Consider the following 13,706-nt stretch of genomic DNA (forward strand, 5'->3'; position numbering starts at 1 on the left):
GACAATTCATCACCAGCAATTTCCCAGTGACCTCACAGGAAGGCGCGGCAGCGGTCCAGCCGATCCAGCCACCAGGACGTCCGTTCCGGAGACGCGGCCAGACCGGCGAGCCGGTCCGGGTCCGGCGTCACCGCAGCGACATCGAGCACCCCGCCGACCATGGCTCGCGGCGTCGCGACGTCCTCCGCCAGCAGGCCACCGGTACCCAGTCCACATGCGAGGTCGAGTTCCGGGAGCGCGGCCGCAGCGGACAGTCCGGCTCCGATCCCGACGGCGGTGTCCAGTGCGCTGGACACAACGACCTTCGCCCCGTACCCGGCGAGCTCCTCGGCCAACGCGACCAGTGCCCGCATACCGCCGAGCGGTGCCACCTTGACCACCGCGACATCGGCGGCCCCGGCGCGCACGACCCGCAGCGGATCGTCCGCGCGGCGAATGCTCTCGTCCGCCGCGATGGGCACACCGGTTCCCCGCTCGGCCAGTCGGTTCCGCAGTTCGACGAGTTCGTCCACCGTTGCGCACGGCTGCTCGGCGTACTGCAACGGGGCGTCCTCCGTCAGTGCCGTGAGTGCGCGCACCGCCTCGCCGACGGTCCAGCCGCCGTTGGCGTCCACGCGGACGTGGTCGACGTGCTCGCGGACGGCGGCGACCCGGGCGAGGTCGTCGGACAGCGACTGTCCCTTCTCGGCAACCTTGACCTTCGCCGTGCGGGCACCGGGAAAGCGGGCGAGGATCTCCGGCACCTGCTCGGCCCCGACCGCGGGGACGGTGGCGTTGACGGGGATCGACGACCGGCGGGGTGCCGGTGGCCCCTCCCACGCGCTCTCGATCGCCGACCGCAGCCAGGCGGCGGCCTCGACGTCCCCGTACTCGGGGAAGGGCGCGAACTCGCCCCAGCCCGCGGGACCTCGCAGCAGCAGCGCCTCGCGAACGGTGATGCCGCGGAAGCGAACCCGCATCGGAAGGGCGACGACGGTCGCGGCGGCGCGCAGCTCGTCGGCGCTCGGCACGGCCTCGGGGTTCACGGTTGCCCCGGGAGCAGCACGACCATCAGCGCCTCCGCGTCGGCGAGGAGGGTGCCGTCCTCGTCGGTGAGGCGGGCCGAGACGAACGTCTTGCGCCCGTCGACCCGGTCCACCTTCCCTTCCACCTTCAGCGGCGTGTCGAGGGGGGTGATCTTGCGGTAGTTGACGTGCAGGTAGGCGGTTCGACTGATCGGACGCCCGTAGGCGTGCGTGACGGAACCGAACAGGTCGTCGAAGAGCAGTGGGAGGACGCCGCCGTGCGCGGCTCCGTTGCCGCCCATGTGGTACCGGCGGAACACCCCTGTTGCCCGGACGCCCTCGGCGCCGAGTCGCTCGGCCGTCCACGGCAGCATCAGCAGGCTGCCGCGCCCGGGCAGTTCCAGGGACCGGCCGGCCGGGTACTGCCCCTCCGGAGCGGTGTACGGCGCGAGCAGTGCGGCGAGCGCTTCCGCCTGCTCGGCCGCCTTCTCCACGACCTCCGGCGGCGCCGCGGTCGAGACGGCGAGGTCCTGGACGACGCGCAGCGCCTCGACGAGCCGTCCGAAGTGCGGGCCACCGTTGTCCGGGTCGTGGCGGTACACCGGGAACCCGCCGTGCTTCTCGTAGTCGCCGTCCCGTTCGGTCTGCTCGCTCATGTCCTGCACGGTAATCCCCGGCCACGCCGCCGCGCGTCCGGCCCGATCGGGTCGGCCTATCCTTGGTGATCGTGACCTTCAATCCCCAGCTGTGGCGTCCCGTCCCCGGGTTCGAGAACCTGACCGACATCACCTACCACCGGCACGTCACCGAGGGTGTCGTGCGGGTGGCGTTCGACCGGCCCGAGGTGCGAAACGCGTTCCGCCCGCACACGGTCGACGAGCTGTACCAGGCGCTCGACCACGCCCGGATGACCTCGGACGTCGGTTGCGTGCTGCTGACGGGCAACGGCCCCAGCCCGAAGGACGGCGGCTGGGCGTTCTGCTCGGGTGGCGATCAGCGCATCCGCGGCCGCAGCGGCTACCAGTATGCGGACGGCGAGACCGCGGACACCGTGGACAAGGCCCGCGCCGGGCGTCTGCACATCCTCGAGGTGCAGCGGCTGATCCGGTTCATGCCGAAGGTCGTCATCGCCCTCGTGAACGGCTGGGCCGCGGGCGGCGGGCACAGCCTGCACGTCACCTGCGATCTCACCCTCGCGTCCCGCGAGCACGCCCGGTTCAAGCAGACCGACGCCGACGTGGGCAGCTTCGACGGCGGATACGGCAGCGCCTACCTCGCGAAGATGGTGGGCCAGAAGTTCGCCCGCGAGATCTTCTTCCTCGGCGACACCTACACCGCCGAGGAGATGCACCACATGGGTGCGGTGAACCGGGTCGTCGACCACGCCGAGCTCGAGGACGTCGCGATCGAATGGGCTACGAAGATCAACGGCAAGTCGCCGCAGGCGCAGCGGATGCTCAAGTACGCCTTCAACCTGCAGGACGACGGCCTGGTCGGCCAGCAGCTGTTCGCCGGCGAGGCCACCCGGATGGCGTACATGACCGACGAGGCCGTCGAGGGCCGGGACTCGTTCCTGGAGAAGCGGGACCCGGACTGGTCCCCGTACCCTTGGTATTTCTGATCGGAGCGCCTCGCCGTGGCGAGGAGCGAGCGGGTTCGCCCAGCCGCCTGGTCGATGATCAGTCGGCCGGCGGACCGAAGTAGGCGACGTACTGCAGCGCCAGCTCGAGGTGCCGGGGCCGGTCCGCGAGCTGGCAGCCGAGCAGTTCCTCCGCCTTGGCAAGGCGATAGCGCACGGTGTTGCCGTGCACGTAGAGCCGCTCCGCCGTGGCTTCGACGTTCATCCGGTTCGCGAGGTAGGTCAGCACTGTCTCGCGAACCGGCGCGAGATTCTTGTCGGCCACACAGATCGGGCCGACCTCCCGCCGCACCATCCTCTTCAGTGCCGGGAGGTCGGCCATTGCCATGCACAGCAATTCGACGTCGCGGTAGTCGACGAACGGCGGCGCCGAAGTCGCGTCCATCGCGAGCCGTTGCGCCGACCGCGCCTCGAGGTGACTGACGCGGAAACCGTCGGCCCCTGGACCGGGTCGGCCGACTGCCACCGCGACGGTCTCGAATCGCTTCTCGGCCAGGGCGGCCATCGTTGCCGGCGGTGGCGGCGACACAGTGGCCACCCAACAGCGAAGGTCGCGGCTACCGCTGAGCTGCGTCAGCAGGGTCCCGCCGTCGAAGGTTCGGGCGAGCTCCTCCGCGGCGGACTGCAGCATCGACGCGGTCCTCTCGTCCACCTCACCGGACCAGACGAGGAACGCGGTCTGGTGCAGGTGCAGCGGGTGACCGAGCGTGGTGCTCGCGTGAGCGAGATCGATCGGCTTTGCCGCGAGGATCTCGTCCACCAGTTCGGCCCGCCGTGCCGCCGAGCCCGCGAGTTCACGCTCCCGTTCCACGTAGAACGTCTCGATCAAGGCCTCCACGGACTCGTCCATCCACCTGTCCGCCCTTCGCCACACGGTACGAAGGACCTCCTCTGGCAGGTTGTCCTCGGCGGACAGCCTGTCGATCGCCTCCGACAGATAGGCGAACACACCGTGGTGCGCGCTCAGGTAGACACGGAGCAGCACCCGCACCTCCATCCCACGGCGAGCCAACGACCGGGCGAGGTCTGACGCCTGGGCAGGCACGAAGAGATTGTGATCTGCCCGTCCGAGTGAACTCAGGAACGCCAGCCACTGATGCCGGGTGCTGCGGTGGAGATCCTCGACCAGCACGGCGTCGGCCGCCACGGCGGGCAACGCGGCGAGGATCGCGGCGTCCACCACGGCAACGAAGCGTTCGACGGCCTCTTCACGCATCGACGACTGGACGAAGTGCCCGAGCCAGTCCCCCACAACTGTCGAATCTCCCACCGGCGTCTCCTTCGTGGGCTCTTCGAGTCGGCTGGGCACGAGCGGCCTGCACTGCAGGAGTGGGACGTGCTCGCGAGGCGTACCGCCACCGTACCTCCAGGGCGTCGCACCTCCGCCGCAGCGCACGGGCCCTGCCCGCGCGTCTTGTAGGGAAGTCCAGATGTGACGCACAACTCTGGATGCGCCTCCCAAGCGCACACGTCACACCCGGTGCAATTCTTCACGGGTTGCCAGACCGAGGAGGACACAGTGAGGTACGACTACATCGTCGTCGGAGCAGGTTCCGCGGGAGCCGTTGTCGCAGCGCGACTCTCCGAGAATCCGGACGTACACGTCCTCCTCCTCGAGGCCGGCGGCAAGGGTAGGCATCCGAACATCCAGATTCCCGCGGCGTTCGCGAAGCAGTTCACGACCGGCCACGACTGGAACTACCGCACCGAGCCGGAACCGCACCTCTTCGGCAGGGAGATCTACCATCCCCGCGGCAGGATGCTCGGTGGATGCAGCGGGCAGAACGCGATGATCTACATCCGCGGCAATCGCAGCGACTACGACGCCTGGGCGGACGGCGGAGCGAAGGGCTGGTCCTACGACGAGGTGCTGCCGTATTTCACGAAGGCGGAGGCCAACTCCCGTGGCGGCGACCGGTTCCACGGCGCCGACGGCCCGCTGCACGTCGAGGACCCGCGGTCGCCCAACGAACTGAGTCGCACCATCGTCGACGCGATGACCGCGACCGGAATCCCGCTCAACGACGACTTCAACGGCGCCGAACAGGTCGGTGCCGGCCTCTACCAGGTAACGCAGCACCGTGGCCGTCGCTGGACCACGAACGACGGCTACCTGATGCCTGCTCGCAAGCGCCCCAACCTCACGGTCTGGACCGGGGCGACGGTGCATCGGATCCAGATCGACAACGGCCGGGCGGTCGGCATCGTGGTCGAGAAGGACGGGCGGATTCGGTCGGTCCGCGCCGATTCGGAGGTCGTCGTCTCGGCGGGTGCATTCGCGACCCCGCAGCTGCTGATGCTGTCCGGCATCGGTCCGGCCGATCACCTCCGAGAGCACGGCGTCGACGTCCTCGTCGACAACGCGAACGTGGGTGGTCACCTGATGGACCACCCGATGTACATGGTCAACCACGAGACGTCGGCCGAAGGAACCCTCGCCGGGGCGGAGAAGCCGCTGCAGCTCGCCAACTATCTGGTGCGCCGCCGCGGCCTGCTGACGTCCAACATCGGTGAAGCCGGAGCGTTCTTCCACACCCGGTCGGGCGACGGTGCACCGGACATGCAGTTCATCGCCGCGCCCGGCTACTTCTGGAACAATGGATTCGACTCGCACGACAATCCGGCCTTTGCCATCGGATGCTCACTGGTCGGATCGCAGAGCACCGGCCGAGTCCGCCTCCGCTCGGCCGACCCCACCGACAAGGCGGCCGTCGTGTTCAACTACTTCGCCGATCCGGCCGACATGGAAGCAATGGTCACGGCCGTCGAACGGGCGCGTGAGGTCGCCGCGTCCGAACCCCTCGCAGCGCTTGTGGGCAAGGAGTTGCACCCCGGCCCGGTGGTCGGCACCCGAACCGACCTCGAGACCGAGATCCGCCGCAACGTCGCGCACACCTATCACCCGTCGTGCACCGCACGCATCGGCTCGGAGTCCGACGGCGTCGTCGACTCCGAACTCCGGGTCCACGGGGTCTCGGGCCTCCGCGTCGCCGACGCCTCGGTGTTCCCACGAATCCCGCACGGCAACACCCACGCCCCGGCCGTCATGGTCGGTGAGAAGGCTGCCGATCTGATCAAGGAGACACGATGACCGCCGAACACGCCACCCCACTCGCGGCCCGGGTCGACGAGGTCGTCGAGCGACTCACCCAAGGCGAGAAGAGCTGGGCCGCAACCTCGTTGGAGAAGCGCGGCGAGATGCTCGACGTGCTGGTCGAGCTGACCGACCGGCACGCCGACGAATGGGTTCGGGTGGCGTCCACGATCAAGCACCTGCCCGCGGACAGCCCGCTGGTCGGCGAGGAGTGGATCTCGGGACCGTGGGCAACCGCCTCGGCACTCCAGTCTCTGCGTCAGACGATCGGACGGATGGCGGCCGGCGAGGGTGCCACGTCCGGATTCCACGCGCGCGCGGTGCCCGGAGGACGCGTCGCGATGCGGGTTCTGCCGCACTCGACATACGACCGCTTGCTGCTCAACGGCTTCTCGGCCGAGGTGTGGCTCGAGCCGGGCGTCGGCGAGAAGGAGGCCCGCGACACAGCTGGACTCGGACTGCGGGACCCCGCACGAACCAACGGGGTCACCCTGGTGCTCGGTGCGGGCAACATCTTCTCGATCGCCCCGCTCGACACGATCTACCAGCTGTACGCGGAGAACCGGGTCGTCGCGCTGAAGCTCAACCCGATCTCGGAACCGCTGCTGCCCGTCTTCGAGGCGATCTTCGCGCCCTTCATCGAACTCGGCGTCGTCGAGATCCTGACCGGCGGCGCCGACATCGGCGGCTTGCTTGCCCACCACCCCGGCGTCGCGGCAGTTCACATGACCGGCAGCGAGAACACCCACGACGCGATCGTGTGGGGTGTGGGCGAGGACCGCGCCCGAAACAAGTCTGCGGACACCCCACTTCTCACCAAGCCGATCACGAGTGAACTCGGTGGAGTGGCGCCGGTCATCGTCGTACCGGGCGCATGGTCGAAGGCCGATCTGACGTTCCAGGCCCGTCACGTCGCGACGCAACGCCTTCACAACTCCGGTTCGAACTGCATTGCAGCCCAGGTCGTGATCGTCAGCTCGGACTGGCCCCAGAAGGACGAGTTCCTCGAACTGGTGAAGGAGGCACTCGCCGACGCGCCACCGCGGCCCTCCTGGTATCCGGGTTCGGCCGACCGGGTCGCCTCCGCACGGGCCACCCACCCCGAATGCGCACACCACGTCGGCGGCACACCCGACCGCACTCTGTTGACCCTGGATCTCCAACGACCCGAGGACCCTGCCTTCTCCGACGAGTACTTCGCTCCCGTGCTGGGTGTCGCCGAGTTGCCGGCGACCGGCGCCGACTTCCTGCGGGCAGCGGTGACAGCGGCCAACGAGAAGCTGCGGGGAACACTGGGCGCCAACATCATCGTCCACCCACGAACCGTCGATCAGGTCGGCGAGGAGTTCGAGGAGATCGTCGCCGACCTGCGTTACGGCACGATCGGCATCAACGCGTGGACCGGCGTCGGGTACCTGACAGCGAACGCGACCTGGGGAGCGTTTCCCGGTCACCGTCTGGACGACGTCCAGAGCGGCATCGGAGTGGTGCACAACGCGCTACTGCTCGAGCGTCCCGAACGCACCGTCGTCCGGGGCCCGTTCCGGCCGACGCCCCGCTCGATCCTGCACGGCGAGTGGACCCTCTCGCCCAAGCCGCCATGGTTCGTGGACAACCGCACGGCTGACGTCACGGGCCGGCGACTGGCCCGGCTCGCCGCCTCGCCGTCCTTCGCCAAACTGCCCGGCATCTTCGCTTCGGCCTTGCGCGGCTGAACGCCGGGACACGGCACGTTTCCGTGACGACCCGATCGTCCGCGGATCCCCCGGGTTGCGTGCCGGTCGGGCACACTGACGGCATGACCGAAGACCGCGCACCGGAACGACGGGACGGCCCCGCCACCGAGCACACTCGGCCCGGCGGAGTCACCGACGCCGAGGTCGCGGCGGTGGGCAAGCTGTCCGAGGCGCTGGAGACGGTGGAGCGGGCACGCGGCCACCTCTACTCGTTCCACCAGCTCGTCGGGCATGCCGACCGGCAGTTGGGTGAGGCGGTGGCGGCGCTGCGCGCGGCCGGGCACGCGGAGCTCGCCGACGGGATCGACACCGATCTCGTGGGACGCAACGTGCTGCCCGGGCGGTGGACGTTCCAGGCGGTCGAGGAATTCGACGACGGCTACTGGTCGGCGTTCCGGTCGTGGGAGAAGCAGGGCCGGGACACCGTCCTCGACGGCCGTCGCCATGTCTACGAGGCCGAGATGAAGGAGGCGCGCCGCACCCACGGCCGCGCCGGGCACGAGTCGCGACCCGCCGAGGAGGGCTGACCGCAGTGGAGATCCTGAGCAGTCGAATCATTCTGCGCCCCAAGGACTACGAGACCACGCTCACCTTCTGGCGGGACGCGTTGGGGCTGGCGATCGCCCGTGAGTACCCGGGCGGCACCGTGTTCTTCGCGGGACAGAACCTGATCGAGATCGCCGGGCACGGCGGCTCCGACGTCGAGTCGGTGTTCGAGGGCGCGATCTGGCTGCAGGTCCGCGACATCGAGGACGCCCGCGCCGAGCTGGAGTCGGAGGGCGTGCGCATAGTCCGGGAGCCGCGGCAGGAGCCGTGGGGACTGCACGAGATGTGGGTCGCCGACCCCGACGGGGTGCAGGTGGTGCTGGTGCAGATCCCCGCCGACCACCCCATCCGCCGCGACCCCCGCCGTAGCGAGGCATGAACGGTTCCGTTCAGTCGATCGGATCGACTGAACGGAACCGTCATGCAGACGGGGTGGGTTCCTTCGGTACGGGTGCGGGTGCGGGCTTCTTCGCGGCGAGGGCGGGCCTGGCCAGTACCTCGACGGCCAGCAGGGCGAGCACCGCGACGAGGATCGTGACGATGACGACGGTGCCGGACGGGTAGCGCCAGAACACGAGGGTGGCGATCGCGATGCCGACGATCGCGATCCGCAGCGGGATCCGGAACGTCGCCGCGTACTTCTCCACCGCCCGCGGCTCGCGGTCCGTCGCGGGCGAGCGCAGCCGGTCCATCGTGCGACCGTAGGCACCACGGATCGCGGTCGCGGAGGACGACGAACCCGTGAGGTAGCCGACGACCGCGATGAGCACGCCGACCACGAACACGGCCCGCAGGGTGGTGCGCAGCGGCTGGACGATCGTGTCGAACAGGACGCCTGCGGCCGCGTTCTCGAGCACGTCCGGCGGGATGGCGTCGAGGTAGAGGGTGCGGCCGATGCTGGTCGCCACCGCAAGGAGTGCCATCGCGAACGCCAGCGCAACGCCGACCAGGCACACGGCGCGGCGCCGGCCGCCACGCGGCGCCATCCAGATCGCCAGCAGCGCGAACAACAGCGTCACCCACGGCAGGATCGCGCTGGCCTTGTCGAGCCAGTTCACCAGGCGCTGCGCCTTGACCAGGTCCGCGGACTCGAAGATGACGAACGTGGCGTTGACGTCGGGGATCTTGTCGACGAACTGGAATCCGCGGTCGACGAGGTCCGTCTTGACGGTTTCGATGATCGCGGCGAGCGAGATGCTGACCTGGCCGCGTTCGTCGATGGCGACGCTGCCGCTCTCGCTTCCGGTGGCGACGGCGACGAGTTCCTCGTGCGCCTGCCGGTTCGCCTCGATCCACATGGTCTGGAACTGTTCGGAGGACACGAGCTTCGTCGCGGCCTCGTTGACGAACGAGCGGGCCTGCCCGGCGATCACCGGGGCGAGCCCGACGACAGTGCTCGGTACGCGCGGCGCGACCTCGGTGAGGGCGCCGAGCGCGTCGGCGGTGAGCTGCTCGACGTCGACGCGGGTCATGATCTCGTCGGTGATCGTGCTGGCGAGCGCGGTCTGCAGTGCGGGTTCCGATGCGAGCGGGGTGACGGTCTGTACGTAGCGGTCGGTGTCGAGGATCTGGCTACGCGCGAAGCGGGCCGTGACGCCCGCCATGGCGAACACCGCCACCAGCACGAGCAGGACGCCGGCGGCGATCCACCGCAACGTGGGATGCCCCGACCGGCCGACTGTCTGCGGTTGCGGCGCAGCGTCCGGTGCGGGTGCGCGCTGGGCTCGCAGCTCGTCGACCTCGGCGCGCAGCCGGAGCAGTTCGGCACGTTCGTCCGTCGACAACGGTGCCGATGCTCCGTCGTCCGTCCCGGAATCAGCCATGTCCACCCCTCGAAAGTCACGCGCGGGCCAGTGCCACCAGCCCATCACGCTGCGTGCCCGCGCGGATCATCCGTGGAGGGTGAGAGCCACGTGGATCACCCCGCGGATTCCCGCGGCGGGCGGGTCAGCAGTGCGGCGACCAGGAAACACAGCGCGCCGACGAAGGTGCCGAGGTTCGCGACGCCTGCGTTGCGCAGGTCTCCGGTGCTCGGGTCGACGAACGCCGCGACCGCGGACACACCGAACGCGACGGAGCCGGCCATGTTCAGCCAGGTGCTGATCCAGTTCCTGGCGCGTGGGTCCCACAGCCGATCGGTCTCGGTGGTCGCGACGACGGCGAGCGCGCTCGACACGAGGAAGGCGATCGAGCCGTACATGTCGGGTCGCCACACCCACCGGTCCGTCTCCTCGACGGTGAGTGAATGCACGAGTGCGACACCGGTACTCACGTTGAACAGCAGGGTGCCGGCGAACTGGATCGCGGCCGAGTACCAGTCGCTGCGCTCGACGCGGTGCGCGCCGTGGCGCGGCGGGCGACGGCCGCTGAGGGCCAGCTGGATGAACGCGGCGGTGGTGAAGAACAGGGACCCGACGAAGTAGGTGGTGTTGTCGAGTTGGACGTCGACCGCGTTCGCGTACCCAGGCAGCGCGCCGACCGCGAACAGTGTCGAGCCGATCGCGAAGCCCCAGGATTCCCGGCGCAGTCGCAGCGCCCGGGTACGCACCATGCCCGCGACTGTGCCGCACCGGGCAGCGACAGTCCTCACCCACCGAGGATGAGGACGGCCTGTCCGCGTTGACGGTCCCGCCGGCCGGAGGCACGATCAGGCGACTGTCCAGGGTGGAGGCGAGGCCGGTATGACGATCAGGCGGCGCGGATCGGTTCGGGAGCGGTCGTGGTGAGCGCGGACACCAAGCAGTACACCGGGTCGGGTCTGGTGCTGGCGGTGCTCGGTGCCGGTCAGTTCCTGATGACCCTCGACAGTTCGGTGATGAACGTGTCGATGGCGCAGGTCGCCTCCGACCTCGACACCACCATCACGGGCATCCAGACCGCAATCACCCTGTACACGTTGGTGATGGCGACGCTGATGATCACCGGCGGCAAGATCGGCACGATCCTCGGGCGGCGCCGCGCCTTCGGCATCGGGCTGGTGATCTACGGACTCGGTTCGTCGACGACCGCGCTGGCGCCGAATCTCACCGTCCTGCTGATCGGATGGTCGCTGCTCGAGGGCATCGGTGCGGCACTGATCATGCCCGCGATCGTGGCGCTGGTGGCGGCGAACTTCGCACCCGAGCGGCGCCCGGCGGCATACGGGCTGATCGCGGCGGCGGGTGCGATGGCCGTGGCCGCAGGTCCGCTGATCGGCGGTGCGGTGACGACCTTCGCGTCGTGGCGGTACGTGTTCGCCGGCGAGGTCGTGATCGTCGTCCTGATCCTGCTGGTGCTACGGAAGATCACGGACGTGCCGCCCGAGAAGGTGCATCTGGACGTGCCGGGCGCGGTGCTGTCGGCGCTGGGTCTCGGCCTGATCGTGTTCGGTGTACTGCGGTCCAGCGAATGGGGTTGGCTTCGCGTGCGGCCCGACGGCCCGGCGATCTTCGGTCTGTCCCCGGTCTTCTGGCTGATCCTCGGCGGCCTGCTGGTGCTGTGGTCGTTCGTGCGCTGGCAGACGCACGTGACGCGTACCGGCGGGCAGCCGCTCCTGGACCTGACACTGCTGCGGAACCGCCGGCTCACCGGTGGACTGACGATGTTCATGATGCAGTTCATGATTCAGGCCGGCGTGTTCTTCGCCGTCCCCCTGTTCCTGTCCGTCGTGCTCGAGTTGAGCGCCCTCGGCACCGGGGTTCGGCTGCTGCCGCTGTCGTTGGCACTGCTGGTCGCGGCCGTCGGGATCCCGAAGGTGTGGCCGCACGCCAGCCCGCGACGTGTGGTCCGTCTCGGTCTGCTGTCCATGCTGATCGGCATCCTGATCCTGGCCGCAGGTATGGACCCGGGCGCGAACGCGGGTGTGGTCGCGATCCCGATGCTGCTCATGGGCATCGGCCTCGGCGCTCTGTCCTCACAGCTCGGGGCGGTGACGGTGTCCTCGGCCCCGGACGAGAAGAGTCCCGAAGTGGGCGGACTGCAGAACACCGCCACCAATCTCGGCGCCTCCCTCGGCACCGCCCTGATCGGGTCGGCTCTGATCGTGACGCTGAGCAGTTCGGCGTTGACAGGCATCCTGGAGAACCCTGCGGTGCCGCCTGCGGTCCAGCAGCAGGCGACCACGGAGATGAGTTCCGGCGTGGCGTTCGTGTCCGACAGCCAGCTCACCACCGCGCTCGCCGAGACGGACCTGGACCCCGCTGCGCAGCAGGCGATCGTCGACGTCAACGCGGATGCTCGGCTCGAAGCGCTGCAGGCGGCGTTCGCGCTGGCCGCCCTGCTCACTGCCGGAGCCCTCTTCGCCAGCGGTCGCATCAGGAGATGACGACCGGGGTCGGGTGTGGACGCCGGACCGCGAAGCGGGTGGAATGACGGAGTGACTCAGCAGTGGATTCCCGCGGTGTTCATGCGCGGCGGTACCAGCAAGGGCGTCTTCTTCCGGGAGGACGCGCTCCCAGCACCGGGCCCCGACCGGGATGCGCTGTACCTGTCGGTGATGGGCAGCCCCGACCCGTACGGCCGTCAACTGGACGGCATGGGCGGTGGGGTGTCGTCGCTGTCGAAGGTGGTGTCGGTGCGACCGTCGGACCGGCCCGACGCCGACGTCGAGTACACGTTCTCCCAGGTGTCCGTCGGCACCGCCGTCGTCGACCATTCGACGAACTGCGGCAACCTGTCGTCTGCGGTGGCACCGTTCGCGCTGGACGAGGGACTCCTCGGTGCGGTGGACGACGGTCCCCTCGAGGTGCGGATCTTCAACACCAACACCGGGGCCCTGCTGCGTGCCGCGCTGGAGGTTCGCGGCGGAATGGCCGCGGTGGACGGCGATCTCGCGATCCCCGGCGTCGCCGGGACCGGTTCGCCCATTCGGCTCGACTACCTGGCACCGGGCGGCACGAAGACCGGGCGGGTCCTGCCCGTAGGCGCACCGACGACCCGACTGCGCGTCCCGGCCGGGGAGTTCACCGTGTCCTGCGTGGACGTCTCGGCGGCAACGGTGTTCGTGGACGCGGCGCAGCTCGGGCTCGCCGGTTCCGAGACACCCACTCAGCTCGCCGCGGATTCCACGACGCTGGGCGTCCTGGAGCAGTTGCGGCGCGCCGGCGCGGTGGCGATGGGGCTCGCGACGGACGTCGCCGACGTTCCGCCCGCCGGCCCGAAGATCGCGGTCGTCGCCGCTCCTGCCGACTACCGGACCATCAGCGGAGACGAGGTCACCGGGGCGTCGTATGACCTGTCGGCTCGGATGATCTCCATGGAGCAGCCGCACGGAGCGATACCCGGAACGGGTGCGCTCTGCCTGGCCGCGGCCGTGCAGATCCCGGGCACCCTCCCGAATCTCGTGGGCTCGGCGGGCGTCGGGGCGACCGCGATCGGCACGCCGTCCGGAGTGCTGTCGGTGACGGCGGAGGTCACCTCCGGCGACGGCGAGCCGCAGGTGGCGAGCGCCTCGCTCTTCCGCACCGCACGCACCCTCATGCGCGGCTCGGTGGCCGTCCGCGGCTGACACCCTCGGTGGTATCCACGACGACCGGGGATGTGCGGCGCTGCGACGACGCGGACCCACGACCGCCTCCAGCCCTGAGACACCGGAAGCCACGGCCCCGGAGATCGACGCGAATCGGCCACGGCGACCCATCCTGTGCGGATGGGCCGCCGTGGCCGACAGTGTTCGCAATCGGGTACCGCGGCATCGTCGTTCGTCACCG

Annotated in this window: 12 protein-coding genes; 7 read left to right on the top strand and 5 right to left on the bottom strand. The window is 69.6% G+C overall.

What is annotated here, in order from left to right:
- Nucleotides 1-32 precede the first annotated feature (32 nt).
- Both ACFSJG_RS22330 and ACFSJG_RS22335 read right to left on the bottom strand, forming a co-directional pair.
- Nucleotides 33-1,025: an o-succinylbenzoate synthase gene (locus ACFSJG_RS22330; protein ID WP_378487416.1), complete on the bottom strand. Its 993-nt coding sequence runs from the start codon at nucleotides 1,023-1,025 to the stop codon at nucleotides 33-35.
- A complete protein-coding gene (locus ACFSJG_RS22335; RefSeq protein ID WP_378487417.1) occupies nucleotides 1,022-1,660 on the bottom strand; it encodes a PaaI family thioesterase in 639 nt (212 codons plus the stop codon). The genes ACFSJG_RS22330 and ACFSJG_RS22335 overlap by 4 nt, the downstream gene beginning before the upstream one ends.
- Nucleotides 1,661-1,731: 71 nt before the next feature.
- On the opposite strand from ACFSJG_RS22335, the gene ACFSJG_RS22340 reads away from it, so the two are divergent.
- Entirely contained in the window at nucleotides 1,732-2,625 is an 894-nt protein-coding gene (locus ACFSJG_RS22340; protein ID WP_378487418.1) for a 1,4-dihydroxy-2-naphthoyl-CoA synthase, read from the top strand.
- Nucleotides 2,626-2,683: 58 nt separating this feature from the next.
- Here the strand turns inward: ACFSJG_RS22340 and ACFSJG_RS22345 are convergent, their stop codons facing one another.
- Nucleotides 2,684-3,913: a PucR family transcriptional regulator gene (locus ACFSJG_RS22345; RefSeq protein ID WP_378487419.1), complete on the bottom strand. Its 1,230-nt coding sequence runs from the start codon at nucleotides 3,911-3,913 to the stop codon at nucleotides 2,684-2,686.
- A gap of 249 nt (nucleotides 3,914-4,162) precedes the next feature.
- On the opposite strand from ACFSJG_RS22345, the gene ACFSJG_RS22350 reads away from it, so the two are divergent.
- From ACFSJG_RS22350 to ACFSJG_RS22365, 4 genes are all read left to right on the top strand, one after another.
- Nucleotides 4,163-5,734, top strand: coding sequence for a GMC family oxidoreductase (locus ACFSJG_RS22350; protein ID WP_378487420.1), 1,572 nt, complete (start codon nucleotides 4,163-4,165; stop codon nucleotides 5,732-5,734).
- Entirely contained in the window at nucleotides 5,731-7,452 is a 1,722-nt protein-coding gene (locus tag ACFSJG_RS22355; protein WP_378487421.1) for an aldehyde dehydrogenase family protein, read from the top strand. The genes ACFSJG_RS22350 and ACFSJG_RS22355 overlap by 4 nt, the downstream gene beginning before the upstream one ends.
- An 83-nt stretch (nucleotides 7,453-7,535) precedes the next feature.
- Nucleotides 7,536-8,000 carry a hypothetical protein gene (locus ACFSJG_RS22360; RefSeq protein ID WP_378487422.1) on the top strand — a complete coding sequence of 155 codons (465 nt, stop codon included), beginning with the start codon at nucleotides 7,536-7,538 and terminating at the stop codon, nucleotides 7,998-8,000.
- 5 nt (nucleotides 8,001-8,005) lie between these two features.
- A complete protein-coding gene (locus tag ACFSJG_RS22365; protein WP_378487423.1) occupies nucleotides 8,006-8,398 on the top strand; it encodes a VOC family protein in 393 nt (130 codons plus the stop codon).
- A 40-nt stretch (nucleotides 8,399-8,438) separates the two neighbouring features.
- On the opposite strand, the gene ACFSJG_RS22370 is transcribed toward ACFSJG_RS22365, so the two are convergent.
- The gene (locus ACFSJG_RS22370; protein ID WP_378487424.1) at nucleotides 8,439-9,842 is read right to left on the bottom strand and encodes a hypothetical protein; all 1,404 of its coding nucleotides are present in this window, start codon (nucleotides 9,840-9,842) and stop codon (nucleotides 8,439-8,441) included.
- A gap of 95 nt (nucleotides 9,843-9,937) precedes the next feature.
- Complete coding sequence (locus tag ACFSJG_RS22375) at nucleotides 9,938-10,570, bottom strand: hypothetical protein (RefSeq protein WP_378487425.1); 633 nt, start codon at nucleotides 10,568-10,570, stop codon at nucleotides 9,938-9,940.
- Between the two features lie 168 nt (nucleotides 10,571-10,738).
- Here ACFSJG_RS22375 and ACFSJG_RS22380 point away from each other — a divergent pair, with 168 nt between their 5' ends.
- Nucleotides 10,739-12,322: an MFS transporter gene (locus ACFSJG_RS22380; RefSeq protein ID WP_378487426.1), complete on the top strand. Its 1,584-nt coding sequence runs from the start codon at nucleotides 10,739-10,741 to the stop codon at nucleotides 12,320-12,322.
- Nucleotides 12,323-12,373: 51 nt separating this feature from the next.
- On the top strand, nucleotides 12,374-13,504 hold the full coding sequence (locus ACFSJG_RS22385) for a PrpF domain-containing protein (RefSeq protein ID WP_378487427.1): 1,131 nt from the start codon (nucleotides 12,374-12,376) through the stop codon (nucleotides 13,502-13,504).
- Nucleotides 13,505-13,706: the final 202 nt, after the last annotated feature.

This window comes from Rhodococcus gannanensis (genome assembly GCF_042681175.1).
Taxonomy (GTDB): domain Bacteria; phylum Actinomycetota; class Actinomycetes; order Mycobacteriales; family Mycobacteriaceae; genus Rhodococcus_G; species Rhodococcus_G gannanensis.